The 24,335-nt window shown below is 55.8% G+C and carries 23 protein-coding genes; 7 read left to right on the forward strand and 16 right to left on the reverse strand.

Annotation, left to right across the window (positions count from 1 at the left end; genetic code table 11):
* Positions 1-151 precede the first annotated feature (151 nt).
* The 10 genes from ymcF to proB form a co-directional block, all read right to left on the reverse strand.
* Positions 152-322: a cold shock small protein YmcF gene (gene ymcF, locus EPG66_RS22985; RefSeq protein ID WP_109654107.1), complete on the reverse strand. Its 171-nt coding sequence runs from the start codon at positions 320-322 to the stop codon at positions 152-154.
* A gap of 3 nt (positions 323-325) precedes the next feature.
* A complete protein-coding gene (gene cspE / locus EPG66_RS07600) occupies positions 326-538 on the reverse strand; it encodes a transcription antiterminator/RNA stability regulator CspE (RefSeq protein ID WP_003854408.1) in 213 nt (70 codons plus the stop codon).
* A 381-nt stretch (positions 539-919) separates the two neighbouring features.
* Positions 920-2,674: a glycosyl hydrolase family 28-related protein gene (locus EPG66_RS07605; RefSeq protein ID WP_083070663.1), complete on the reverse strand. Its 1,755-nt coding sequence runs from the start codon at positions 2,672-2,674 to the stop codon at positions 920-922.
* A gap of 203 nt (positions 2,675-2,877) precedes the next feature.
* Positions 2,878-3,171 carry a hypothetical protein gene (locus EPG66_RS07610; protein WP_182686382.1) on the reverse strand — a complete coding sequence of 98 codons (294 nt, stop codon included), beginning with the start codon at positions 3,169-3,171 and terminating at the stop codon, positions 2,878-2,880.
* The gene (locus EPG66_RS07615) at positions 3,168-3,515 is read right to left on the reverse strand and encodes a DUF7940 domain-containing protein (protein ID WP_182686384.1); all 348 of its coding nucleotides are present in this window, start codon (positions 3,513-3,515) and stop codon (positions 3,168-3,170) included. The genes EPG66_RS07610 and EPG66_RS07615 overlap by 4 nt, the downstream gene beginning before the upstream one ends.
* Positions 3,512-3,979 carry a glycoside hydrolase family protein gene (locus EPG66_RS07620; protein ID WP_182686386.1) on the reverse strand — a complete coding sequence of 156 codons (468 nt, stop codon included), beginning with the start codon at positions 3,977-3,979 and terminating at the stop codon, positions 3,512-3,514. The genes EPG66_RS07615 and EPG66_RS07620 overlap by 4 nt, the downstream gene beginning before the upstream one ends.
* Before the next feature lie 186 nt (positions 3,980-4,165).
* The gene (locus tag EPG66_RS23195; protein ID WP_071941072.1) at positions 4,166-4,444 is read right to left on the reverse strand and encodes a transcriptional antitermination N peptide; all 279 of its coding nucleotides are present in this window, start codon (positions 4,442-4,444) and stop codon (positions 4,166-4,168) included.
* Between the two features lie 422 nt (positions 4,445-4,866).
* Entirely contained in the window at positions 4,867-5,598 is a 732-nt protein-coding gene (locus tag EPG66_RS07625; RefSeq protein ID WP_010255201.1) for a S24 family peptidase, read from the reverse strand.
* Positions 5,599-5,958: 360 nt separating this feature from the next.
* A complete protein-coding gene (gene proA, locus EPG66_RS07630; protein WP_182686388.1) occupies positions 5,959-7,212 on the reverse strand; it encodes a glutamate-5-semialdehyde dehydrogenase in 1,254 nt (417 codons plus the stop codon).
* 10 nt (positions 7,213-7,222) lie between these two features.
* Positions 7,223-8,326 (reverse strand): glutamate 5-kinase, encoded by a 1,104-nt coding sequence (gene proB, locus EPG66_RS07635; protein ID WP_010255198.1) that lies wholly within the window; start codon positions 8,324-8,326, stop codon positions 7,223-7,225.
* Between the two features lie 238 nt (positions 8,327-8,564).
* Here proB and ompC point away from each other — a divergent pair, with 238 nt between their 5' ends.
* On the forward strand, positions 8,565-9,677 hold the full coding sequence (ompC, locus tag EPG66_RS07640) for a porin OmpC (RefSeq protein WP_010255197.1): 1,113 nt from the start codon (positions 8,565-8,567) through the stop codon (positions 9,675-9,677).
* A gap of 333 nt (positions 9,678-10,010) precedes the next feature.
* Here the strand turns inward: ompC and crl are convergent, their stop codons facing one another.
* The 3 genes from crl to gpt all read right to left on the reverse strand — a co-directional run bounded on the left by crl (position 10,011) and on the right by gpt (position 12,367).
* A complete protein-coding gene (gene crl / locus EPG66_RS07645; protein WP_003851176.1) occupies positions 10,011-10,412 on the reverse strand; it encodes a sigma factor-binding protein Crl in 402 nt (133 codons plus the stop codon).
* Between the two features lie 132 nt (positions 10,413-10,544).
* On the reverse strand, positions 10,545-11,792 hold the full coding sequence (gene frsA, locus EPG66_RS07650; protein ID WP_033779697.1) for an esterase FrsA: 1,248 nt from the start codon (positions 11,790-11,792) through the stop codon (positions 10,545-10,547).
* A 116-nt stretch (positions 11,793-11,908) separates the two neighbouring features.
* Positions 11,909-12,367: a xanthine phosphoribosyltransferase gene (gpt, locus tag EPG66_RS07655; protein ID WP_009091894.1), complete on the reverse strand. Its 459-nt coding sequence runs from the start codon at positions 12,365-12,367 to the stop codon at positions 11,909-11,911.
* Between the two features lie 254 nt (positions 12,368-12,621).
* On the opposite strand from gpt, the gene pepD reads away from it, so the two are divergent.
* The 4 genes from pepD to EPG66_RS07675 all read left to right on the forward strand — a co-directional run bounded on the left by pepD (position 12,622) and on the right by EPG66_RS07675 (position 17,936).
* Positions 12,622-14,079, forward strand: a complete 1,458-nt coding sequence (pepD, locus tag EPG66_RS07660; protein WP_010671162.1) for a beta-Ala-His dipeptidase — start codon at positions 12,622-12,624, stop codon at positions 14,077-14,079.
* A gap of 260 nt (positions 14,080-14,339) precedes the next feature.
* Positions 14,340-15,845 (forward strand): sugar ABC transporter ATP-binding protein, encoded by a 1,506-nt coding sequence (locus EPG66_RS07665; protein WP_182686390.1) that lies wholly within the window; start codon positions 14,340-14,342, stop codon positions 15,843-15,845.
* Positions 15,842-16,843: an ABC transporter permease subunit gene (locus EPG66_RS07670; RefSeq protein ID WP_182686392.1), complete on the forward strand. Its 1,002-nt coding sequence runs from the start codon at positions 15,842-15,844 to the stop codon at positions 16,841-16,843. Before EPG66_RS07665 ends, EPG66_RS07670 begins: the two co-directional genes overlap by 4 nt.
* Before the next feature lie 25 nt (positions 16,844-16,868).
* Complete coding sequence (locus EPG66_RS07675) at positions 16,869-17,936, forward strand: sugar ABC transporter substrate-binding protein (RefSeq protein ID WP_083070657.1); 1,068 nt, start codon at positions 16,869-16,871, stop codon at positions 17,934-17,936.
* 36 nt (positions 17,937-17,972) lie between these two features.
* Here EPG66_RS07675 and dinB read toward each other — a convergent pair whose 3' ends face one another.
* Positions 17,973-19,028 carry a DNA polymerase IV gene (gene dinB, locus EPG66_RS07680; RefSeq protein WP_031590388.1) on the reverse strand — a complete coding sequence of 352 codons (1,056 nt, stop codon included), beginning with the start codon at positions 19,026-19,028 and terminating at the stop codon, positions 17,973-17,975.
* Between the two features lie 244 nt (positions 19,029-19,272).
* On the opposite strand from dinB, the gene dpaA reads away from it, so the two are divergent.
* Complete coding sequence (gene dpaA, locus EPG66_RS07685) at positions 19,273-20,016, forward strand: peptidoglycan meso-diaminopimelic acid protein amidase (RefSeq protein ID WP_010255183.1); 744 nt, start codon at positions 19,273-19,275, stop codon at positions 20,014-20,016.
* On the opposite strand, the gene EPG66_RS07690 is transcribed toward dpaA, so the two are convergent.
* Both EPG66_RS07690 and lpcA read right to left on the reverse strand, forming a co-directional pair.
* Positions 19,987-20,754, reverse strand: coding sequence for a class II glutamine amidotransferase (locus EPG66_RS07690; protein ID WP_031590390.1), 768 nt, complete (start codon positions 20,752-20,754; stop codon positions 19,987-19,989). The genes dpaA and EPG66_RS07690 overlap by 30 nt on opposite strands.
* A gap of 51 nt (positions 20,755-20,805) precedes the next feature.
* On the reverse strand, positions 20,806-21,384 hold the full coding sequence (gene lpcA, locus EPG66_RS07695) for a D-sedoheptulose 7-phosphate isomerase (protein WP_010255178.1): 579 nt from the start codon (positions 21,382-21,384) through the stop codon (positions 20,806-20,808).
* A 253-nt stretch (positions 21,385-21,637) separates the two neighbouring features.
* On the opposite strand from lpcA, the gene fadE reads away from it, so the two are divergent.
* Complete coding sequence (fadE, locus tag EPG66_RS07700) at positions 21,638-24,088, forward strand: acyl-CoA dehydrogenase FadE (protein WP_064704546.1); 2,451 nt, start codon at positions 21,638-21,640, stop codon at positions 24,086-24,088.
* Positions 24,089-24,335: the final 247 nt, after the last annotated feature.

Consider the following 24,335-nt stretch of genomic DNA (forward strand, 5'->3'; position numbering starts at 1 on the left):
AAAATTTAACAGGGGAAGTGCAGGTAAACAGGCAGGTTACGAGGAAAAACGTGAGGTTTGAGAAGGAGAAAACGCAGAAACAAAAAAGGCTGCCAGAGGCAGCCTTTTATTACTGTAAATGCAACAACGCTATAAAGCTCACTAGCCTTAATCAGAGGGCGCGAAGCTGGCTCTGAATTGCAATCCTTGCCATGTTCACCTGAACCACGACAGATTTGCAGAAAATGCATTTCGCTCCATGCGGGTTGGCTCTTGTAACATCAAAATGTGATGTACGAAACTGTGAGCCACTACAGTGAGGACATTTAAAAGTAATTTTCAGTCCTTAGAGACCAACAACGTTCGCAGCAGCTGGGCCTTTGGCGCCATTTTCTACTGTGAATTCAACTTGCTGACCTTCATCTAATGAACGGAAATCGGTGCCCTGGATTGCAGAGAAATGTACGAATACATCTTTGCTGCCGTCTGCAGGAGAGATGAAACCGAAGCCTTTCTCTGCGTTAAACCATTTAACGGTACCGCGAATTTTGTTAGACATGCTTAAATCCTTAATATATCGAGCCTTCCGGCATACATAATGGCCTGAGAACAGATTTTAATCAGAACGTAAGAGAAGACTCAAAAAGAAGGGATGTCTCGCGACAAACTTAGAGATGAGAACTGCTTTGGTTACTTACTTTGATAGTGTCTGTTAATCAAACCGACGATTCATTAGGCCACACTTATTAAAGTGACGCAAGCCGTAATTCAAATTAATCGCAATCAGCCCGCTGACGAGGATGAAGGCGAAAGGCTGTGTCAGGGAGACTGTCTGGCTTCGCAGTGCAACTGTGACCTTTCTGGCGACGTAAAAAGAAGCGGAGATAATGTCAGATCAAAAAAGGGCGAGGCCGGAGCCTCGCCCAAAACATGCCAGTCATCAATCGTAGTAAGGAACCTTACGGTCCACGCCGTTGATATTGATCAGCACGAAACCGGTCGGAGCGGTCTTATTGGTCGGCGTACCCGCAGCAGTAGCCAGCGTAACCACCCCTTTTTCGTTGGCCCCGATGCCCGCCAGCCCGTTGTGCATGCCAAAACGTGCAGCGGGTTTCAGGTTGCTGATTTTGGTGATGTCCGTAACCACCGACATATCAGCCTGGAACAGCGAGCAGGAACCGGTATCGAAGCGGGTCGGACCGGTCGTCTTCAGATTGAACATGGTCTCGCCGCTGTTAGCTCTCAGCTTGACCCAGATTACGGCATAGGTGGTCCCTACCCGGCCATAACGAATGTCCAGCACTGAAGGCTGTCCCATATGGTAAGCATCGGCCCAGACCGTCTCCAGTCGCTGCAGGTTGATCAGGGTTTTACCGGTGCCCACCACATTAACCGGCGAGCCGGCAGTGCCAGAGGGCGTGGTGGCATCCGCTTTCCCGATCAACTCCATCACCCATTGCTGGTTAGGCGCCGGAAAATAGAGCTGCCCCAGCCGATACCAGTTATCGGTATTGGTGTTGTTCACCACTTTATAGCCGCTGTAGTAGCCGGCACGCAGCGAACCCGTCATGAACGTTCCATAGTTCTCATCCCGACGATAGCCATATTCAAAGGTCGATAACCACTTACTTCCGGCCAGATCATTGGTGATTTTCGCCCCGGCCTGCAGGTTGATATGACGCATCACCACGCGGGCATTATTGAGATTGAGCGGCGTGGCACAATCTTCAATGTTGAGCGTTTCGATGTTCCAGCCGCCGTCCGACAGATCCCCTGGGTTAGTCGTGTGCTCAATCCAGACGTTGCGCATGACTCCCTGTGTGACGCGCGGCATATAGAGCGTGGCGTCACCATAGCCCGACTGGAAGTTGGCATTACACAGCTCAATGGCGGTTGAGTGGTCCCAGTTCCCCTTCGGTGTGTTTGACCAGCCGACATCAAACACCCGTGAAAAGGTATTGGAGCTGTAAATCTGATCGAACTTACTGTCGAGCGTATCCTGCAGCTTAAAGACGGTTCCCCCGGTACTTTGCGCCTTGAAGCAGAAGAGATTGACGATCTGGCCTCCGACAATGGTATTTTCGAAGAACGGCTGAATGTTACTGCACTGTTCAGGCGTGACGGTGACTTTCGCTGTGGTGTCGACAGTCCCGGCGTTAGCCTGTCCGTGCCAGCAGATGCCTTTAATGACGATTCGGCGCGCATTAACCTTAAACACGGTATTCGCGCTTTTGTCAGAAACAATGGTGGTGCGCGGTGCCGATCCGAGCTCCATATCATCGCCTGCCAGACCAAAAAACGATAATTCCGTATCGCTGATATCGATAGGTGAAATCAGGAAGCGGCCACCCGGAAAACGCACCGGAATCGCTTTCGCATAGGTGTTGTAGGTCTGCGTCCATGTCAGCATCCGCTTAAAGGCATCCGTATCATCGGTGACGCCATCCCCTTTCGCGCCAAAGTGAAGGATATTCACTTCGGTGGGATCGTTGATAGTGCGCTTCCAGTAGAAACCGTTACCCACCGCCACCGTACCGCCATCATCTTTCAGCGGTGTAGTGCTGAGGAAACCAACAAAGTCAGCGCCACCACGGAAGCTGGAGTCCTTATCGTAATAACGTTTAAGGATTGCGACTTCACCTGATTTTGATGGGACCGTGGTACGCAGTTCAGCAAAAGAGTTAACTTCGATCATAGAATCCTCCTCAGGATCATTGGGATATCGCGCTGAAATCAGCGCACTACTTAACCGCAGCCGGATGGCCGCAAAGGGAGTCCCACATGTCGTTGTGGGTGTTGATGGCGCGCACCGTACGAACGTCCATTTTTTGCGCGTCATCGCCGTAGGTATAAAGAGGGGAAAAAAGTACGCAGGCAGAGTCGGTGATCGCCACCGGCTCAGGGTTTGTGGTATTTCGACTGCTGCAGCTTGTCGCGAGCAGCAGCGTCATCAAGGCTATGGTTGTCAGTCGCCACACGGTTAGCCTCCTCGCGGTTGTGTTGTTGCTGTTGCGCCACCGCGGTAACGCGGGACGCCTCCTGTTGCGCGTTATCGACGTCAGAACGCGCTTTTTGCTGCACTTTGCCGATTTTCTTGCCGCCGAAATAACTGGCGCCCAGCGCCGCGATGACGCCAGCGAGTGCGGCCAGCCAGTGCCAGCTGCCGCCCAGTAAGGTGGTTATCAGAGTCATGGCTTCGCTCCTTCAGCCTGCTCTTTCGCATTGAGCAGGTTTTTCTGACGAACAAATTGCGCAATCACCCCCATCGCCACCATGAATGCGCCCACCAGCCCGAGGTAGTTGTGCGGCAAAATGGCTTTAACGTCTTCGGGTAGTGCGCTCCAGGCATCAACGGCGGCAGAAGGAAATGACTGCGCCCAGGCGCTGAGCATGGAACCCAGCGACGCGAGCCAGACAGACCAGGTTTTGAAAAGCAGACGGGCATGAGAAACAAACTGCAGGGTGGTAAAGCGCTGCAGCAGCAGCAGAATGATGATTGCCGTCAGCACGGCGACGAGAAACATGAACCATCTCATAGCAACCCCCTGTAAACCGCATAGGTTCCGCTGCGCATCATCTCCGCGTGACGTCTGGCGCGGCCCGGCGTCTGACGGGCCCAGAGGCTATTCATCATCGCGTCAGCCGCATCATTAAACTGTTCAGCGACGATCGCGCTGAGCATATTTTTGAACTGCAGGACTCCATCAACGCCCAGCTGATAAGCCATGCTCAGCAGCACGTCGGTGCGGGCGTCGTTGCACTTCGCCAGCGCATTACGCAGCAGCTCCCTGCCCTGCATCTCCTGAATTTTGTTTTCAAGAATGCACTGCTTCCAGACATCACCGACGCGCCGTGGTACGCGGAAAGCGTAATTACTCAGAGACGCCCCCTTGGGTCCAATGCGGATGCCGCCGGCCACCGTGGGAAAGCCCAGCGTGTCGAGATAGGGCGTGTCGACATACCCCTCTTCAAAATTCAGTACTGCGATTATCTGGCTCATAACGACTCCTCAATGACGGGTTAAAGCAAAATACATAACGCTCGCTGATCATTACCCAGCACGGCGCAGCAGAAGGCCTTACTGACCCTGCAGCAAAACTGAACAGTAATTCAGCAAATTGCGCCCAGTGAGAACTGGAGAAAGCGAAGAGTTAGCCGGAACGGAAAAATGCGCTTTCTGCGCGTTTCAACTCACTGCGTAGAGATGAACGTGCGGAAGACAGCAATTGTCGAAACTGGGTGTTTCCTGACTGGTGACGCGGGGTGCAGTGATTGCGCGGTCAACGCGCGGGGCGACCTGACGTTGACAGATTTGCTCTGCACGTCTCAGGGTGGGTGTTTCAGTTGGGAGATTCAGGGCCTGGTCGATGCTCTGTGTCAGGCTGCTGAGAGGTTGGCGCCGCCGGTGGCGACGAGTACGTGCGTTGCCTATAAAAACGCTTTTGCCATAGTGAATTATCGCCATAACTCCTCCTGTGAATGAGTCTTTGGCGATGGGGTGGCAGGCGCGAGCTTTCGGCGAACCGAACGGGCCCGAATGTCGTATATTACGGTCGCACGCTCGCCGCCCGGCTGCATTAGCAGTCAGGTGGAAAGTAAGCGAGGGGAAATAAACGGCATCTGACGACGCTGCATTTTGCGCATCCACCCCATCCCAAAGTTCACTGACTTTTGGGTGGTATGATTCGCGCTTGTGCAGCGCCTCAATTGTTTAAGAGCGGCTCATCCCTGAAAGAACAGCTTCGTTCATCCATATCCAAATTATTAACAGGTTCTTATGCTTTATCAAACACTGTTGGTTAATTTTTTATTTACCGCTGGTTAAATTTATGAATTTATGCCGATTATTTTTTTACAGCCTTCCTGAAAAAATCGGCAGAAGTGACCTTAACCGAGGATTTGATAATGTCGCGCCTGGCTCATGATCACTTTTGCCAGTACCTTCAGGCTGGTGACGTCATCATGATTGAGGTACCAGGTTTCATAGCGCTTATTGTCTGATATTACAGCGATTTTCTTGTGCTGCAGCTGCAGGCGTTTGAGATAAAGCTGCTCATCGAGGGTGAAAATATAGATGCCGTCGCCGTCGAACATCCGCACGCTGATATCCACAAACAGCTGATCGCGCGGCGCAAAGGTGTCAGCCATTGAGTCACTGTTGATAGCGATTAACCGGATGTTTTCCGCCGGACGACCGTTGAACAGCACCCGCGCCTCATCCAGACCATATTCGATCGCCTGGATAGTCTCGACAAACTCATCACGCGCGGGCAGGCCCGCAGCACTTCGCTGACCAATGTCGAGGCTATCAATCCGAAACACATTCTTCTGACCAGTGAGCGCGCTTAGCGTCACCGGTTCAGCAGGTTGTTCCATACCGTACTGCAGCCACTCAACCCTGACGCCCAGCAGCTGACTGAGAGCCAGCAAATTGCCGCCATCCGGCACTGACTGCGCGTTAAACCACTTCCACACTCCCGGCGTTGAAATCTTACAGCCTTGCTGCTGCAGGGCCCTGGCAACCTGTTTGTTTCGTCCATGTCCGGCAATGCCGGCACTCTCACAGGCCGCTATCAGCCTGGCGGTGAAAGCTTGTCTTGTACTTTCTTTTTTAACCATTAGTTAATAATCAGCCATAGAAGAGATACTGGATGTTATTTTCATTATTGCTACCAGTTCATTTTATATTACCGCTCGTTTACTACCTAACCGCTTTATCAAGCATTCCTGATAATCATTATCCGCTTCAGCCCGCGGCTGGACAAAAAATATTGCCTCAGGCCGCGTACAGCCCCGGCTTTCAGGAATGTTCCGTAAAAAATTGCGTGAATATCAGCCAGAATAATGGCCAGTAGTGACGAGACCGGAACGGAAATTAAGCTGATGCGCAGAAAACTCTATCTTTCACTGGACCGGAAAATGGAGCTAAAAAAAACGGGAGTCTCTGAAAGACTCCCGCTTTGTTAAAAATTATGGCAGTTATGGCCGGAGCGTATCGTCGCCCCATGCTATCCATTTATAGGTAGTCAGCGCCTCTAATCCCATCGGGCCACGGGCATGCAGTTTCTGGGTACTGACCGCCACTTCGGCACCCAGACCAAACTGTCCGCCATCGGTGAAGCGGGTGCTTGCGTTGACATAGACCGCTGAGGAGTCGACCTGACGGACAAAACGCGCGGCGTTGCGGGTATTGCGGGTCAGGATGGCATCCGAGTGCTGCGTGCCGTGCGTACGGATGTGATCGATCGCCTCATCCATATCCGCCACTAATTTGACGTTAAGATCCAGCGACAGCCACTCATCATTGTACTGCTGCGGATTCACCTGCGTGACCGATGCCGGGCCTTGCTGCAGCTGCGCCAGCACGTTGCTGTCAGCATGCAGCGCAATCGCTTCTTGTGCCATACGCGCACTGAAGGCGGGCAGGAAACGATCGGCAATCGCCTGATCCACCAGCAGCGTCTCCAGTGAGTTACAGGCGCTGGGACGCTGTTTCTTGGCGTTGACGATCAGATCAAGTGCCGGTTCGATCTCCATCGTTTCATCAATATAGATATGACAAACGCCGATGCCGCCGGTGATCACCGGAATAGTGGAGTTTTCCCGGCACAGCTTGTGCAGCCCGGCTCCGCCACGCGGGATCAGCATATCGACGTAGCGATCCAGCTTCAGTAGCTGATTCACCAGCTCGCGATCCGGGTTTTCGATCGCCTGAACGATCGCCGCAGGCAGACCGTGCTGTTTCAGCGCGTTCTGGATCACCCGGACGGTGGCCGCATTGGTGCGCCAGGTCTCTTTACCGCCGCGCAGAATGGCGGCGTTGCCGGTTTTCAGACACAGAGTGGCGACGTCCACCGTGACATTGGGACGCGCCTCGTAGATTACGGCCACCACACCCAGCGGCACGCGACGACGCTCAATGCGCAGCCCGCTGTCGAGCTGACCGCCGTCAATTAGCTGTCCAACCGGATCGGCCAACTGGCAGACCTGGCGCACATCGCTGGCGATGCTGCCGAGGCGTTGCGGATTGAGTGTCAGCCGGTCCAGCAGCGCGGCGCTCATGCCGTTCTGACGCGCATCGGCTAAATCCAGCTCATTGGCCGCCAGAATGTCTGCGCTTTCCGCCTCCAGACGGTCGGCAATGGTCATCAGAATCTGATTTTTCTCTGCAGTCGACAGATCGGCCACGGTGTAAGCTGCGGCGCGGGCCGCTTTTCCCATTTCTTCTAGCATTGTCCGCTCCTTAACTGACGATCATGTCGTCGCGGTGAACCGCCACCGGGCCATATTCATAGCCCAGGATTTCACTGATCTGCTGGCTGTGATGACCGGCAATCATCCGCATCGCGTCGCTGTTGTAGCGTGAAACACCATGCGCGATATCCCTGCCCTGCAAACTGCGGATACGGATCACTTCACCGCGCGAGAAATTCCCCTGGATAGCACGGATCCCTTTCGGCAGCAGCGAACTGCCGCGTTCAATAATTGCCGCCAGCGCACCATCATCGACAGTGAGTTCACCGGCCGGAGGCGCACCGAAAATCCAGCGTTTACGATTTTCCAGCGGCGATTGCTGCGCATGAAAGCGCGTACCGACCGGCTTGCCGTCAATAACATCGCTGATCACGCCGCTGCGACTGCCTGAGGCGATGATGACATCGATACCGGCGCGGCAGGCGACATCCGCCGCCTGAAGCTTGGTCGACATGCCGCCAGTGCCGAGACCCGATACGCTGTCGCCCGCCAGGGCACGCAACGCATCATCGATCACATGGACATCACTGATCAGCTCAGCCTCAGGATTGTTACGCGGATCGGCAGTGAACAGTCCCTGCTGGTCGGTCAGCAGCAGCAGCTTGTCGGCACCGCCGAGCATCGCCGCCAGCGCCGAGAGATTGTCGTTGTCACCCACTTTGATTTCAGCGGTGGCGACGGCATCGTTCTCATTGATCACCGGCACAATGTGGTTATCCAGCAGCGCGCGCAGCGTGTCGCGGGCATTCAGGAAGCGCTCGCGATCTTCCATGTCGGCACGGGTCAGCAACATCTGACCAATATGGATACCGTAGATTGAGAACAGCTGTTCCCACAGCTGAATCAGACGGCTCTGCCCCACCGCAGCCAGCAGCTGCTTTGAGGCGATGGTGGGCGGCAGTTCGGGGTAACCCAGATGTTCGCGTCCGGCGGCCATCGCGCCAGAGGTCACAATCACAATGCGGTGGCCCGCGGCGTGCTGCTGCGCACACTGACGAACCAGTTCCACCATGTGCGCCCGATTCAGCCGGCGGGAGCCGCCGGTGAGAACGCTGGTACCCAATTTGACCACTAAGGTCTGACTGCCACTCATATTTCCTGCCGTAGTGAAAAATTTTTACGAAAGGACGTTTTAACAGGAGTAGATAAGGAAGCCAACAGCCAGCGGGGGAAAAGCACGAATTTACGCGGACAAGGACGTAGACCAAAAGTTCAGGGTTAACAAGAAATCATGAAAAGTGTCATAAAAAGTTCATCGCCGACGGGTAAAAAGTCCGTGCTTTACAAAAACTTTCATTTTTTTACGGCGTTCACATTGGGATTGATAGCAAATGAAGAAAAGCACACTGGCCATGATCCTCTCCACGCTGACGCTGGCATCTGCCGCGCAGGCTGCCGAAATCTATAACAAAGATGGCAACAAACTGGACTTATACGGCAAAGTTAAAGCTGAGCACTACATCAGCGATAATGCCAGCCAGGATGGAGACAAGTCCTATACCCGTATCGGTTTTAAGGGTCAGACACAGATTAACGACCTGATGACCGGTTATGGTCAGTGGGAATATCAGTACAACGTCAATAACTCCGAAGGCAGCGACGCCAACAACGGCAACAAAACCCGCCTTGGGTTTGCCGGTCTGAAATTCTCGCAGTATGGTTCGGTCGATTACGGTCGTAACTACGGTGTGCTGTATGACGTTGAGGCCTGGACCGATGTGTTCCCGGAATTCGGCGGTGACGGTACAGCCCGTTCTGATAACTTTATGACTCAGCGCGCTACCGGTGTGGCGACTTACCGTAACAACAACTTCTTTGGTCTGGTCGATGGGCTGAAGTTTGCGTTGCAGTATCAGGGTAAAAACGACGCCACCAGCGCCAACACCCGCACCGACATTAACCGTCAGAATGGCGACGGCTACGGTGCCTCACTGGGCTATGCCCTGGGTGATTCCGGTGTGAGCCTGATGAGTGCCATCACCTCTTCTGACCGTACCAACCAGCAGCAGGCACGTGCCTATGGCGGCGGTGACCGTGCGGATTCCTGGGGCGCAGGCGTGAAGTATGATGCCAACAGCGTCTACCTGGCGGCGATCTATACCGATACCCGCAACATGACACCAATCAGCGGCACCAACCGTAACACCGGTGCTACCGTCGCGGGCGCAGCCAACAAAGCGCAGAACATCGAACTGGTGGCGCAGTATCAGTTTGATTTCGGCCTGCGTCCTTCCATTGGCTATGTACAGACCAAAGGCAAAGATATCGAAAACGGTATCGGCGATGCGGATCTGGTGAAGTATATCGACGTGGGCGCGACCTACTACTTCAACAAAAATATGTCCGCCTTCGTTGATTACAAAATCAACCAGCTGGATGATGACAACGCGCTGTCGATTAACAACGATGACGTGGTCGCGATGGGTGTGACTTACCAGTTCTGATTTCAGGCTAATGCCGCACAGCATAAGCTACAGAATGTATGAGCATGAAAAAGGGCGCGTTTTTCAACGCGCCCTTTGCTTGTTAACAGCATCTGGCCCGCTCTGCTATGAGATCGAGCTGGCGCAGGGAACACGGTCAGATCGGAAAGACGCAAAAGACGTCATCCTTGACAGGCTCGGCCCGCGCCGTCCCTGGCGCGGGACGCTTTCCTCTTCTGCCCGTGTTCCCTGCGTGTTGAGCTTATTCGTTGCTGCCAGATTCACCCTACTTGAGATTTGTCAGCAGTTTGTGGGCAAGCGTTTTAACTCACCCTTTAATCTCTAAACACCCAATCAGGCACTCAGCTTCACCGGTTTCTCATCGAAATCGCTGGCCGGAATCAGATCCAGCTCGAACTCTTTCAGCATCGCTTTCAGACGGGTATGGAAATTCCGTAAGGTCTCTTCCACGCGCGCCGTATTCTCTTTGCCTTTGATGGTTGCCACCGACCAGTCACCCTCTTTATCGAACAGACCGATATGGTAGACATAGGTAAAGTGGTCAGCCTGCGCTTCCAGCTCCATCCACCAGCCCCAGAACTCACGCAGTTCCGGTGCCGGTTTCACATTAACGCAGGCAGCCAGGCAGTCGAAAAAGAACCGGGTTTCGCCACATTTCCCATCGCGAATATAAGGCCCAAGCTCCGTAAAGCGCTTAAGCAGGCGACTGCGGGGATGACCACTTGGTAACGTCATGCTGAATCTCCATAGATTTTGACCGCTATACAGCCTTGATTTTCCGGACGGCCAGGGGATGTCATGTTTCGCTTAACGGCAGCCCGGAAGAATTCCGCTACTAGTTGTAGCAAATACTGTAAATTTTGCCAGTTACCTTTTTAAACGCTTCTCCAGCCAGTCGCAAATTTCATTCAGCGCCTTGTCGAAACTGGCCATCATCGGCTTCACCGGAATCAGCAACGCTTTGCCATCTGACGAAGAGTTAGCGATCAGCTTGCTCTCCTCTTCCGGGCTGAAAAGATCGTTTTGCCAGTAGCCCGACAGCATGGGTGTCGGCGTCCGGCGGCCCAGCAATCCCTGAGTTTTCAGCGAATATCGATTGAGTTCGGTACGCAGCGCACTGTCAGAAGCGGTTGCCATGCCCAACCGGCTCGCCAGCATATCCATATACATATCCGGGATCTCATCCTGCAACGCTGTCTGCGTCAGCAGCGCATGCACAATCGGGCCAAGACAGGCGACCCCACGCAGCCGCTGCGATTCCAGATAGGCCAGTCGTACGGCCACGTTAGCGCCAAAGCGATAACCAAACGCCGCCACGCGGGTATGGTCGATCCAGGGCACGTTTTTCAGATCGCGCAGCACCTGCTGATGCAGAAAGCTGGTGTCCTGATTTAGCGTCCATTTCACCGAGTTGCCTACCGACGGCACATCAATGGTCAGCATGGCGATGCCGCGCGGTGCAAGGTAATCATGGAACAGGCGATAGTGATCGCTCTGTAATGAGTCGAGCGCGCCACAGAACAGCACGGTGGGATAAGGCGCTTCAACGTCAGGCGGCATGTGCAGAAAGCCGTTAACCGGGCTGCCACCCTGAATGGCGAACGTCAGCGGTTTCAGCTCGCCCGGCAGGCGTTGAGTCGCCTCTTCATAGGCGCGGTTCGCCAGCGTCTGCGCCTGGTCGGCCAGCTCATCCCCTTTTATATAGGGATAGGCCGCAACGCTGTAGAGATGCGCCGCGTGCAGCCAGTAGTCGCCCGCCTCGCTGTCGTCGGTGGCCTCCAGCGCTTTCTGCTGCCAGATACCCGCCTGTTTACACCATTCGAAATGCCAGTTGCCGCCGCGAAAACCGATTACAGTGTCGAGCAGCGTCTCATCCGTATGTTCAACATTGCTGATGGCAATCCGAGCCAGCACTTCGCTGATCTCCTGCGGCGTCAGGCCACGCCATGTCCACATCAGCTTATTCAGCATACGATACCAGCCACGCTGGCTGTCACCATCCAGGGCTGAGTGGACATCCGAAGTAGCATGATGGTGGCGGCGAACCAGGGTTGAGGTTTCAGGATGTTTAAAGCGCGGTTTGAACAACTCCTCGCTGAGATTTTTGCTCGACATACTCACTTCTCCTGCAACAGAAACGGCGATGGCTAAGTGTACTGTACGGCAATTCGGGGTGCGAGGCACAGAAAGCACAACGCCCGGAAAACCGGGCGTTGTCTGATGCATATCAATCAGCTTTTAACAATCGGCGGGATGTAGACCACGCCCATATCCCACGGCTGCTCGATCCAGGTATCCTGCGGAATATCGACAATATAATCATCAACCAGTGAGCGACCGGCCGGTTTAGCGAAAATGGTGCAGAAACGCGCTTTCGGGTACATCTCGCGAATCGCCTGGGCGGTGCCGCCGGTATCCACCAGGTCATCGATCACGATAAAGCCTTCACCGTCGCCTTCTGCGCGCTTCAGAACTTTCATTTCGCGCTGATGATCGTGGTCATAGCTGGAGATGCAGACGGTATCGACGTAGCGGATACCCAGTTCACGTGCCAGCAGCGAAGCCGGTACCAGACCGCCGCGGCTCACCGCGATAATGCCTTTCCACTGTTCAACAGGAAGCAGGCGCTGGGCCAGTTTACGGGCATGAATCTGAAGCATGTCCCAGGTAACGACGTATTTTTCGCTCATAGAATAGAAATCCCAGCCAACCGAGGTGGCGTAAAAATGTGCAACGGGGAAAAGGTTGCGCGAGATTATAAGGAGTTGACGCACTAAAAACCAGCACCCGCGCACTGGTTGCGGCTTTTTAGCGCGTCTGAGAGCGCACCCGGTAGAAAACAGTGATATTCTCGGGCCTGGCTCGTCAGATTCTCTGACGGCGATTTTTCACTGGAAACTCGCGATGTCCGGCCTCGCCGGTACACTGACACAGGAGACCTGTCGTGTCTGAATTGTCTCAACTCTCTCCACAGCCGCTGTGGGATATTTTCGCTAAGATCTGCTCTATTCCCCATCCCTCTTTTCACGAAGAAGCGCTGGCGAGTTACATCGTCGGCTGGGCCAAAGAGCAAGGCTTCTGGTGTGAGCGCGATCAGGTCGGCAACATCCTGATTCGTAAGCCCGCCACCGCAGGCATGGAAAACCGTACCCCGGTTGCGCTGCAGGCGCATCTGGATATGGTGCCGCAGAAAAATAATGACACCGTGCATGACTTCACCAAAGATCCGATTCAGCCCTGGGTTGACGGCGAGTGGGTGAAAGCGCGCGGCACCACGCTGGGCGCGGACAACGGCATCGGTATGGCTTCTGCGCTGGCAGTACTGGCTGACAACAGCCTGACGCATGGCCCGCTGGAAGTGCTGCTGACCATGACTGAAGAGACCGGTATGGATGGCGCATTCGGTCTGCAACCCAACTGGCTGCAGGCAGAAATCCTGATCAACACCGACTCCGAAGAAGAAGGTGAGATCTACATGGGCTGCGCGGGCGGTATCGACTTCGTCACCACCCTGCCGCTGACCCGTGAAGCGGTGCCTGCTGAATTCCAGACCCTGAAGCTGACGCTGAAAGGCCTGCGTGGCGGTCACTCCGGTGCCGATATTCATATGGGCCTCGGCAACGCCAACAAACTGCTGGCGCGCTTCCTGGCGGCACACGCTGCTGAACTGGATCTGCGTCTGCTGGCCTTCAGCGGCGGTACGCTGCGCAACGCGATCCCGCGTGAAGCCTTCGCTACCGTGGCGGTCGAGAGCCACAAAGCGGATGCGCTGAAATCAGCGGCGGCGCACTTCCTGAGCGCCATCAAAAATGAGCACGGCATCAAAGAGCCGAACATCGCCCTGGTCACTGAGCCGCTGGCGCATCAGGGTGATGCTCTGAACGCTGACAGCCGCGATCGCTTCCTGAACCTGCTCAACAGCATGCCAAACGGTGTGATCCGCAACTCCGACGTGGCGAAAGGCGTGGTAGAAACCTCACTGAATATCGGTGTGGTGACCATGGAAGCCGATCATGCAGAGATCAACTGCCTGATCCGTTCGCTGATCGACACCGGCCGCGATTATGTGGTGCAGATGCTGACCTCACTGGGCCAGCTGGCCGGTGCACAGACCAAAGCGAAAGGCGGCTACCCAGGCTGGCAGCCTGATGCGGACTCCGCCATTATGGCGCTGACCCGTCAGACCTATATCGCGCTGTTTGATAAGACCCCAAACATTCAGGTGATCCACGCCGGTCTGGAGTGTGGTCTGTTCAAAAAACCGTATCCGGAGATGGATATGGTATCGATTGGGCCGACCATCACCGGGCCGCATTCGCCGGATGAGCAGGTTCACATCGAAAGCGTTGGCCTTTACTGGAAACTGCTGACCACCCTGCTGAATGTGGTGCCAGAAAAGTAATGCTGTCACAAAAAAAGTAAACCAGGCTCCGGCCTGGTTTTTTTATGCCTGTGACTTTCCCCCAGCATAATTCGCTGCCTTTTCCGCCCTTTCCCCCGCTATTCCGCCGCTTTCCCGCGCTTCGCTGGTTGTAGCCGCCATTATGTCCAGATGTCTGGATGGCTAATAAGATTTCGTGCTAGCTTATGCGCTTTCGGCTGTTGCCGCGCCTGAAGGTTCAGGAAAAAATGCGGCCAGTGATTCTTCAGGAGAGTAATGACATGCCAGGGTTAAACTGCCTTGAGATGCGTAACATCTCCATCGCTTTTGGCGGGTTTGCCGCGCTATCGTCGGTGGATTTCCGCAGTGACGGCCATTCAGTTCATGCACTGACCGGCGCTAACGGCGCGGGCAAGTCAACACTGATGGCGATCCTTTCCGGTGCGCACAGCCACTACAGCGGCGAGATCCTGCTGGATGGTGAGCCGGTCTCCATCCGCACGCCGCGTGATGCGAAACGGCTGGGTATCCATCTGGTTCAGCAGGAAGTGGACGTAGCGCTGGTGCCGCAGCTCAGCGTCGCGGAAAACATTCTGCTGGATCGGCTGGCAGAGCCTGGCCACCGCTATCGCTGGGGCGAGGTTCGGCGTCAGGCGCGGGCGCTGCTGGCTCAGCTCGACGTGGCGCTGGACGTTAACCGGCTGGTGGAGCGCTGCACCCTGGCTGAAAAGCAGCAAATTCTGCTGGCGCGCGCGCTGTCGCACCACTGCCGCTTTCTGATTCTGGATGAACCCACTGCCCCGCTGGATCAGCATGAAAGTGAGCGGCTGTTTGCTGTGGTGCGTCGCCTGCAGGCCAGCGGCATCGGCGTGGTGTTTATCTCTCACCGCATCCATGAACTGAAAGCAATCTGTGACCAGCTGACGGTGCTGCGTGATGGCCGGTTGATCGAAACCGGCCCGATGGCGGCACTGAGTGGTGAGCAGATCGTGGAGAAGATGCTGGGGCATCAGCTCACCGATATTTTCCCGGCCCGTCGTGCGCAGCAGACTCAGCCGCTGCTGCTGGCGATTGACGGTCTTCATGATGAGCAACTGCTGCAGGATATCTCGCTACGATTGCACAAAGGGGAAATTCTGGGCATTGCAGGCCTGGCCGGTGCCGGTAAAACCGAACTCTGTAAGGCGCTGTTTGGTGCCAGCAAAAGCCGCATCAGTCGCGGTGAACTGCATGGCCAGCCGTGGCAGCCCCGTTCGCCGCATGACTCCGTTAGTCGCCGCATGGCGCTGGTGCCGGAGGAGCGGCGCAAAGAGGGGATCTTTATTGATGAGTCGGTGGCAATGAACCTCAGCGTCAGCGCAGACGACAGCTTTTCGCGCTGGAGCCTGTTTGGTCATCGCCAGGCGTGGCGCTGGGCGGAGCAGGTTATCCAGCAATTGCAGGTGCGCACCACCGGTCCGGCACAGACGCTGCGCCGTCTCTCCGGCGGCAATCAGCAGAAAGTGGCGATAGGCAAATGGCTGCGCAACAACGCCGACGTACTGATTTTCGATGAGCCGACGAAAGGCGTCGATATCAAAGCCAAAACCGAACTCTTCACCCTGATCGATAACCTGGCGCGCGAGGGGAAAGGCATCATTTACGCGTCGGGAGAGTTTTCTGAACTGGTCGGTTTATGCGACCGGATTTGCGTGCTCTGGGATGGACGCATTGTGGCCGAGCTGGCTGCACGCGACGTCACCGAAGAGACGCTTTTGCTCTATTCCACCGGAGGAACCCCTGCGTGAGCAGCAAAGAAACCAGCCTGAATCTGACAGCCTCGCCGTGGCGTCACCAGTTGTTCGACTTTCTCTATAAATGGGGCATGTTGCTCACGGTGGTGATCCTGATCGCCGCCTTTGGTCTCGCCTCCGACAGCTTCCTTGAACCCAACAACATCATCAATATTCTGCGCTCAATTGCCGTTGTTACGGTGATTGCGATCGGCGTCTCGATCTCGCTGACCGTTGGCGGCTTTGATCTGTCGGTCGGATCGACCGCCTCGCTGGCTAATGCGCTGGTGATTTCACTGTTTGTCTGGTACGGCTTTGGCACTACCACCGCCATTCTGCTCACCCTGGCGCTCTGCACCCTGGTCGGGCTGTTTAACGCCTTTCTGATTGTGATCCTGCGCATCCCCGACATGCTGGCAACGCTGGCGACACTGTTCGTGATTCAGGGTGTGGCGATGACCTACAGCTTTGGCGGATCGATCACCGAGAACATGGTGCTGCCGAGCGGTGATATGGCGGAAGGCACCATTCCGGCGGCGTTTGGCCTGCTCGGCCAGGTGCCCACCATCGTCATCATTATGCTGGTCGTCACCGTCGCCGCGCAGCTGGCGCTCTCCCTGACTAAACATGGTCGCCGGATGTATGCGCTGGGCGGCAATCCGGAAGCGGCGCGCCTCTCCGGCATCCGCACCACCCGCTACCGGGTGCTGGCGTATGTGATCGCCTCACTGCTGGCCGGTCTGGGCGGGATTCTGCTCGCCTCGCGTATCGGCTCCTCGCAGGTGAATGCCGGGAGCGGCTACCTGATGGACGCGGTCGCTGCGGCGTGGATCGGCTTCTCACTGGCGGGTTCCGGCAAGCCGAATGCGCTGGGCACGCTGGTCGGCGCGGTGATCCTCGGCGTGCTGCAGAACGGTCTGGTGATGCTCTCTGTTCCCTACTACGCCATGGACATTATTAAAGGGCTGGTGCTGGCTTTAGCACTGGCGATCACCTATATCCAGCGCCGCTGAGGCGCGTTTACCGGAGTTGATAACAATGCAAAAAATAACACTCTCGCTGCTGGCCCTGAGCCTGCTGAACGCCAGCGTGGCCTTCGCGGATACCGTCACGCCGGTGCCTGCGGCTATCGCCAGTCATGATGGCCCGATCCGTATTGCGGTGATCCGCAATCTCGGCTCCGATGACAACACCACCCAGTTTGTTGCCGGTGCCATTCAGCAGGGTCGCCAGCTTGGCTTCAAGGTCAGCACCTTCCTCAGCAATGGCGACGATGCGCGCTTCCAGGATTTCGTGAATCAGGCGATCAGCCAGAAATATGACGGCATCGTGCTGTCGCACGGTAAAGCGCCCTACGCCAGCGGACTGGTGAAGCGCATTGCCGATGCAGGCATTAAGCTGTCGGTGTTTGATACGCCGGTGGATAGCCCGATTGCGGGCGTCACCGTCACCGCGCAGGATGACGCTTCACTGGCGCAGTTGTCGCTGGGCCAGCTCATCCATGATTTCAACGGCAAGGCGAACATCGTCAAGCTATGGGTTGCCGGTTTCCCGCCGATGGAACGCCGTCAGGTGGTATATGAAAAACTGCTGAAAGAGAATCCGGGCATTCATCAGCTTGAGTCGATTGGTGCAGTTTCAACTGACGTTCAGGGCGACACCGCCAATAAAATTGGCGCGATTCTGGCGAAATACCCGAAAGGCAAAATCGACGCTATCTGGGGCGCCTGGGATGCCTTCAGCCAGGGCGCTTACAAAGCGCTGCAGGAGAATGGCCGTACCGAGATCAAGCTCTACAGCATTGATGTCTCGAACCAGGATTTGCAGCTGATGCGCGAGAAAAACAGCCCGTGGGTACAGACGGTGGCGGTCGATCCTAAAACCATTGGCGCGGTGAATATGCGTCTGGTGGCGAAGAAAATTGCCGGTGAAGAGACGCCCGCGACTTACCAGTTTAAAGCGGCATCAATCTCTCAGCAGCAGCTTAACAGCCAGCCTGGCGCAGTGAACGTCGCGTCGCTGAACAAGATTATTCCGGGCTGGGGCGCTAATGAGGATTTCGTCGCACCGTGGTTTGCGACTCTGGCGGCGAAATATAAGAAGTAATCGAATATCAGCCTTACCGGTCGGTGAGGCTGACGGTTACAGACCCAGCAGTAGCTGACGCTCCAGCTGGGGATCCACCATAGTCACATGTAATCCCACCAGCCGCACGCCGCGCCCGGCACGACGCTCATCCCAGGTTTTACGGGCGATGGCAATCATGTCCTCTTTGTTCAGCACCGGCCAGATATGCTCCTGGGTCGTCTGCTGAAAATCACTGAACTTCAGTTTGACGCCCTGACGCGCCACCTGCTTGTCAGGTCGGATCTGCGTCAGCCGGCGATCCAGTTCGGCGTAGAGAAAATCGATAATTTCCAGGCAGGCATCCCAGTCGCTGATATCTTCCGCCAGCGTCCGTTCAACCCCCAGCGATTTACGCTCGCGCTCAACGATCACGCTGCGGTCATCAATGCCATTGCTGCGCTCCCACAGCACCCGGCCAAACTTACCAAAGCGCTTTAACAGCAGCGCTAAGTCCGCCTTCTGCACGTCGCCACAGGTCACCAGCCCCATCTCTTCCAGCTTTTTGGCCGAGACCTTGCCGACGCCAGGGATCTTCGCCAGCGGCAGGGTCAGCAGAAAACCGGACATCTCCGGCGGGGTAATCACGAACTGCCCGTCCGGCTTATTCAGGTCAGAGGCGATCTTCGCCAGGAATTTAATCGGGGCGATGCCCGCTGAGGCGGTAAGCCCGGTTTCACGGTAGATGGTGGCGCGGATCGCCTGCGCCATCAGTGTGGCAGAGCCGTGACAGTGGGGACTGTCGGTGACGTCCAGATAAGCTTCATCGAGGGAGAGCGGTTCAATCAGCGGCGTATAGCGGGTAAAGATGTCGCGGATCTGCGCGGAGGCTTCTTTATAGGCGTCGAAGCGTCCTGGCAGCAGACGCAGATGCGGGCATAACTTGAGGGCCATGCCGGTTGGCATCGCGCTGCGCACGCCAAATTTGCGCGCCGGATAGTTAGCGGTACTGATCACGCCGCGACGCTCGCGGCTGCCACCAATGGCGATCGGGATGTCGCGCAGTTGGGGATTATCACGCATCTCCACCGCGGCATAGAAGCAGTCCATATCGACATGAATGATTTTACGCATACCCCCTCCGGCACTGGATAAGTATACAGTTGACAGGGGTAACTGCAATATTTGTCGCGTTGACGATTAAAGTTTACAAATTTCTGGCCGAATATCCTTCAGTAAATCGCGAATTTGGCTGACGCCGTCTTGCTAAAAAAACAGACAATGTTTAATGTTGCGCTGCGGTAGCGGACAGTTCCGATAATGCAAACAGAGACGCACATTTTGCGTCATGTTCTCTTCACCTCAAGGTACACACAGCATGGGCAAAATCGCACTCCTGTTTGCGATGATTTTACTGCCAGCCCTCAGCATGGCAATGACACCCGAACCCGTCTCAACGGCACCGGTCAGCAAAGAATTAAAGAAGCAGTTACTCGGCACCCCGGTCTATATCCAGATCTTCAAGGAAGAACGCACGCTCGAACTCTACGGCAAAATCGGTAACGAATACCGCCTGCTGGACACCTACCGCATCTGTAACTTTTCTGGCGGCCTCGGCCCGAAACGCCGTGAAGGCGATTTCAAAAGCCCGGAAGGTTTTTACAACGTGAAGCTGAATCAGCTGAAGCCGGATAGCCGGTTTTATCGCGCGATCAACATCGGCTTTCCGAATCAGTACGATCGTAATCAGGGCTACAGCGGCAATTACCTGATGATTCATGGCGACTGTAAGTCGATTGGCTGCTATGCCATGACTAACGCCTATATGGATGAGATTTTTACCTATGTGAATGCCGCGCTGCGTAACGGCCAGCAGGATATCAGCATCAGCATCTATCCATTCCGCATGACCGACAGCAATATGCAGCGTCACCGCTACTCCACCTATGCCAGTTTCTGGCAGCAGCTGCAGCCGGGATACGCTTACTTTGCTAAATATCACCAGCCGCCGATGGTCAATGTCGCCAGCGGTAAATATGTGATGAACAGCAGCCCGGCACCGGTTTTAGCCAGTCCCGAAGCCGCTTCACGTTCATTCCTGGCGCTCTCCAAGGCAGAATAACGCCCATTCACCTGGCACGATCCGCTGCCAGGTTTCATTGGCCGTCAGTGGCTGCGTAGCAATCACCGTCACCACGTCATGCGGCGTGGTGTGCTGCTGAAAATCGACCTCCACATCCTGATCCAGTAACTGCGCCCGGCCAAAGGGTGCGCGGCGGGTGATCCAGTAAAGATTGGTGGAGCAAAAGGCCATCAGATAACGGCCGTCTGACAGCAGCATGTTAAACACGCCCTTCTGCCGCAACGTGCCGGCAAGCTCCCCGATAAAACGGAACACCGCAGGCCAGTTGCCTGGCGTGCGCGGATAGCGCGTCGCCAGCTGATGCAGGATCCAGCAGAACGCCTTCTCGCTGTCCGTTTCGCCTACCGGCCGGAATGTGCCGGTCTCCAGATGCCGATAGCCCCTGAGCTGCCCGTTGTGCGCATAAGTCCAGTTACGGCCCCACAACTCGCGGGTAAACGGGTGGGTATTCTCCAGCGACACCTGCCCGCGATTCGCCTGGCGGATGTGCGCCACCACCGAATGCGATTTGATCGGATACTCCTGCACCAGACGCGCAATCGGCGAGTTAAAGCTCGGCAGCGGATCTTTAAACGTACGACAACCTTTATCTTCGTAGAAGGTAATGCCCCAGCCATCTTTGTGAGGCCCGGTTCCACCGCCACGCTGAACCAGACCGGTAAAGCTGAAACAGATATCCGTGGGAACATTGGCGCTCATCCCGAGCAATTCGCACATAGCCACCACCTTAGAGTAAGCGGCCTCCCGTCAGGCGGAAGGCCAGCGCAGTTACTTCACCATCTCTTTTTCGATCAGCAGCATCAGGATGTGGATCACTTTAATGTGGATTTCCTGGATGCGATCGGCATAACCAAAGTGTGGCACCCGGATTTCAATGTCGGCACTGCCTGCCATCTTACCGCCATCTTTACCGGTCAGGGTGATCACTTTCATCCCCTGCGCACGGGCAGCTTCAATCGCTTTAATGATATTGGCAGAGTTACCGGAAGTTGAGAGGCCCAGCAGCACATCGCCCGGGCGTCCTACCGCTTCCACATAGCGTGAAAAGACATAGTCATAACCAAAATCATTACTGACGCAGGAGAGATGGCTGACATCAGAGATGGCAATCGCCGGATAGCCAGGACGATTTTCGCGGTAGCGACCGGTCAGCTCTTCAGCGAAATGCATCGCATCGCAATGTGAACCACCGTTACCGCAGGAAAGCACCTTGCCGCCCGCCTTAAAGCTGTCAGCCAGCAGCACCGCAGCACGCTGGATCGCATGGATATTGGCCTCGTCGCTGAGGAATTTATTCAGCGTATCAGCAGCTTCATTAAGCTCAGAGCGGATAATGTCCTGATACATAGGGATGTCCTTTTTTAGAAGAGGTTAATCGCAGCAAGTTTAACGGAATGGCCGGTCAGCGCAAAGCGTCATGCCACGGCTGGCCAGGCAGTGGCGGCGATTATCGCTGCAGCGGGTGATGCAAAAATGGACAGAAATCGGTTTTTGTGAGGCAGGTTGTAATTGCGATGTAAACAAATTGATAAATCAACCCAACTGCTCTAAACCTCTCTACATAACAGGTCAGACCTCTTACTACTTGGAGCGGTTCATTATGATGGTTGTTTCGATACTTGCCACGGTGGCGCTGATTGGCGCCCTGTTCTATCACCGCCTGTCGTTGCGGCTCAGCAGCGCGATTCTGCTGCTGTGGACTGCTGCGATGGCTGTTGCTCACCTCTGGACGCCATGGTTACTGTTGCCGCTGGCGATTATCCTGCTGCCGTTCAACCTGCCGTCACTGCGCCGCAGCCTGTTTTCAAAGCCGATGTTTCAGCGCTTCCAGCAGGTGATGCCGCCGATGTCGCGCACCGAGAAAGAAGCGATTGATGCGGGCACCACCTGGTGGGAAGGCGATCTGTTTCAGGGCAAACCAGACTGGCAGAAGCTGCACAACTATCCGCAGCCGCGCCTGACCGCCGATGAGCAGGCTTTTCTCAATGGTCCGGTTGAAGAAGCGTGCCGCATGGCCAACGATTTCCAGATCACCCATGAGCTGGCCGATATGCCGCCGGAACTCTGGGCCTATCTGAAAGAGCATCGTTTCTTCGCGATGATTATCAAAAAAGAGTATGGCGGACTCGATTTCTCCGCCTATGCGCAGGCCTGCGTGCTGCAAAAATTGTCGGGCGTCTCCGGGATTCTGGCGATTACCGTCGGGGTGCCTAACTCATTAGGTCCGGGCGAACTGCTGCAACACTACGGCACTGAAGAGCAGAAAAATCACTATTTACCCCGGCTGGCACGCGGCGATGAGATCCCCTGCTTTGCGCTGACCAGTCCGGAAGCGGGCTCAGATGCCGGAGCCATCCCCGATACCGGCGTGGTCTGCATGGGCGAATGGCAGGGTCAGCAGGTGCTGGGCATGCGGCTGACCTGGAACAAGCGCTATATTACGCTGGCGCCGATCGCCACCGTGCTGGGGCTGGCATTTAAACTCTCCGACCCGGATCATCTGCTCAGCGATAACGAGAATCCTGGCATTACCTGTGCGCTGATCCCGACCAACACGCCCGGCGTGGAGATTGGTCATCGGCACTTCCCGCTTAACGTGCCGTTCCAGAACGGGCCGACACGCGGCAATAATATCTTTGTGCCGATTGACTATATTATCGGCGGCCCACAAATGGCCGGTCAGGGCTGGCGGATGCTGGTGGAGTGTCTGTCTGTGGGTCGCGGCATTACGCTGCCATCGAACTCAACCGGCAGCCTGAAAAGTGTGGCGCTGGCGACAGGCGCCTATGCCCATATTCGTCGTCAGTTCCGCGTCTCAATCGGTAAGATGGAAGGGATTGAAGAGCCGCTGGCGCGCATTGCCGGCAACGCCTACGTGATGGATGCGGCGGCCACGCTGATTACGGCCGGTATTATGCAGGGTGAAAAACCGGCAGTGCTGTCGGCGATTGTGAAATATCACTGCACCCATCGCGGTCAGCGCGCCATTATCGACGCCATGGATATTGCCGGCGGTAAAGGCATTATGCTGGGTAACAGTAACTTTCTGGCCCGCGCCTATCAGGGTGCGCCCATCGCTATCACGGTGGAAGGCGCTAATATTCTGACCCGCAGCATGATTATCTTCGGACAGGGTGCGATTCGCTGCCATCCTTATGTACTGCAGGAGATGGCGGCGGCAGCCAGCAACGATGTTAACGCGTTTGATCAGGCGCTGTTCAGCCACATCGGCCATGTCGGCAGCAGCACTATGCGCAGCCTGTGGCTGGGCTTAACCGCCGGACGCACCAGCGCCACCCCGACCCGCGATGGCACCCGCCGTTACTATCAGCATCTGAACCGCATCAGTGCCAACCTGGCGTTGCTCTCTGATGTGTCGATGGCGGTGCTGGGCGGCAGCCTGAAACGTCGTGAGCGTATTTCGGCGCGTCTGGGCGATGTGCTGAGCCAGCTCTATCTCGCTTCGGCGACGCTGAAACGCTATGACGATGAAGGCCGCAACGAAGCCGATCTGCCGCTGGTGCACTGGGGCGTGCAGGATGCGCTGCATCAGGCGGAAGTCGCGATGGACGATCTGCTGCGTAACTTCCCGAACCGTCTGGTCGCGGGCGCATTGCGGATGACTATTTTTGCAGGCGGTCATCACTGCCCTGCTCCGTCTGATCGTCTGGACCATCAGCTGGCAAAACTGCTGCAACAGCCGTCAGCTACCCGCAGCCGTCTGGGCCGTGGCATGTACCTGACGCCCAGCGAGCACAACCCTGCCGGTCAGCTGGAACAGGCATTGCAGGATGTGATGGCGGCAGAAGTCATCCATGACAGACTGTGCAAACAGACGAAGCAGCACCTCTCCTTTACCCGACTGGATGCGCTGGCGAAGCGCGCGCTGGAGCAGGGCTGGATTGATGCTAAAGAGGCTGAAGTGTTGCAGCGTGCTGAGGCCAGCCGCCTGCGTTCGATTAACGTCGATGAGTTTGAGGCGGATGCGCTGGCAGTGCCGGTGCCAGAGAAAGCCCCTCAGGCTGCATCGCGGGCGAGTGAGGCAGCATAGGGTTAGCGTTGCTCTGCAGCACCGGCTCAGGGGAAATCTGACCGCAATAATTAAGCCCAAAGCGCAGGGAATAGGGTCAGAAGAGGAAAGCCGACATCACGTCGTAATGCTGAACAGTTAAGATTAGATTTGTAAAGGCTGTCACGGTCAAACGTGGCAGCTTTTTTTTGGCGAGCGAGCCGCATGCGGGCCAGCGCACCTCTGCTGCTACCGGGCCGTCCTCGCGCCGCTCACGCGGTACCTTCGG

It is taken from the genome of Pantoea pleuroti, assembly GCF_014156615.1.
Classification (GTDB): Bacteria; Pseudomonadota; Gammaproteobacteria; order Enterobacterales; family Enterobacteriaceae; genus Pantoea; species Pantoea agglomerans.

Coding starts and splice junctions, on each gene's coding strand:
- lpcA (WP_010255178.1), bottom strand. CDS start 21,384: ATGTATCAGGACATTATCCGCTCTGAGCTTAATGAAGCTGCTGATACG.
- EPG66_RS07610 (WP_182686382.1), bottom strand. CDS start 3,171: ATGACTCTGATAACCACCTTACTGGGCGGCAGCTGGCACTGGCTGGCC.
- EPG66_RS07605 (WP_083070663.1), bottom strand. CDS start 2,674: ATGATCGAAGTTAACTCTTTTGCTGAACTGCGTACCACGGTCCCATCA.
- EPG66_RS07690 (WP_031590390.1), bottom strand. CDS start 20,754: ATGTGCGAATTGCTCGGGATGAGCGCCAATGTTCCCACGGATATCTGT.
- EPG66_RS07665 (WP_182686390.1), top strand. CDS start 14,340: ATGCCAGGGTTAAACTGCCTTGAGATGCGTAACATCTCCATCGCTTTT.
- EPG66_RS07675 (WP_083070657.1), top strand. CDS start 16,869: ATGCAAAAAATAACACTCTCGCTGCTGGCCCTGAGCCTGCTGAACGCC.
- proB (WP_010255198.1), bottom strand. CDS start 8,326: ATGAGTGGCAGTCAGACCTTAGTGGTCAAATTGGGTACCAGCGTTCTC.
- gpt (WP_009091894.1), bottom strand. CDS start 12,367: ATGAGCGAAAAATACGTCGTTACCTGGGACATGCTTCAGATTCATGCC.
- crl (WP_003851176.1), bottom strand. CDS start 10,412: ATGACGTTACCAAGTGGTCATCCCCGCAGTCGCCTGCTTAAGCGCTTT.
- cspE (WP_003854408.1), bottom strand. CDS start 538: ATGTCTAACAAAATTCGCGGTACCGTTAAATGGTTTAACGCAGAGAAA.
- EPG66_RS07620 (WP_182686386.1), bottom strand. CDS start 3,979: ATGAGCCAGATAATCGCAGTACTGAATTTTGAAGAGGGGTATGTCGAC.
- proA (WP_182686388.1), bottom strand. CDS start 7,212: ATGCTAGAAGAAATGGGAAAAGCGGCCCGCGCCGCAGCTTACACCGTG.
- EPG66_RS07615 (WP_182686384.1), bottom strand. CDS start 3,515: ATGAGATGGTTCATGTTTCTCGTCGCCGTGCTGACGGCAATCATCATT.
- EPG66_RS23195 (WP_071941072.1), bottom strand. CDS start 4,444: ATGGCGATAATTCACTATGGCAAAAGCGTTTTTATAGGCAACGCACGT.
- fadE (WP_064704546.1), top strand. CDS start 21,638: ATGATGGTTGTTTCGATACTTGCCACGGTGGCGCTGATTGGCGCCCTG.
- ompC (WP_010255197.1), top strand. CDS start 8,565: ATGAAGAAAAGCACACTGGCCATGATCCTCTCCACGCTGACGCTGGCA.
- dpaA (WP_010255183.1), top strand. CDS start 19,273: ATGGGCAAAATCGCACTCCTGTTTGCGATGATTTTACTGCCAGCCCTC.
- EPG66_RS07625 (WP_010255201.1), bottom strand. CDS start 5,598: ATGGTTAAAAAAGAAAGTACAAGACAAGCTTTCACCGCCAGGCTGATA.
- frsA (WP_033779697.1), bottom strand. CDS start 11,792: ATGTCGAGCAAAAATCTCAGCGAGGAGTTGTTCAAACCGCGCTTTAAA.
- dinB (WP_031590388.1), bottom strand. CDS start 19,028: ATGCGTAAAATCATTCATGTCGATATGGACTGCTTCTATGCCGCGGTG.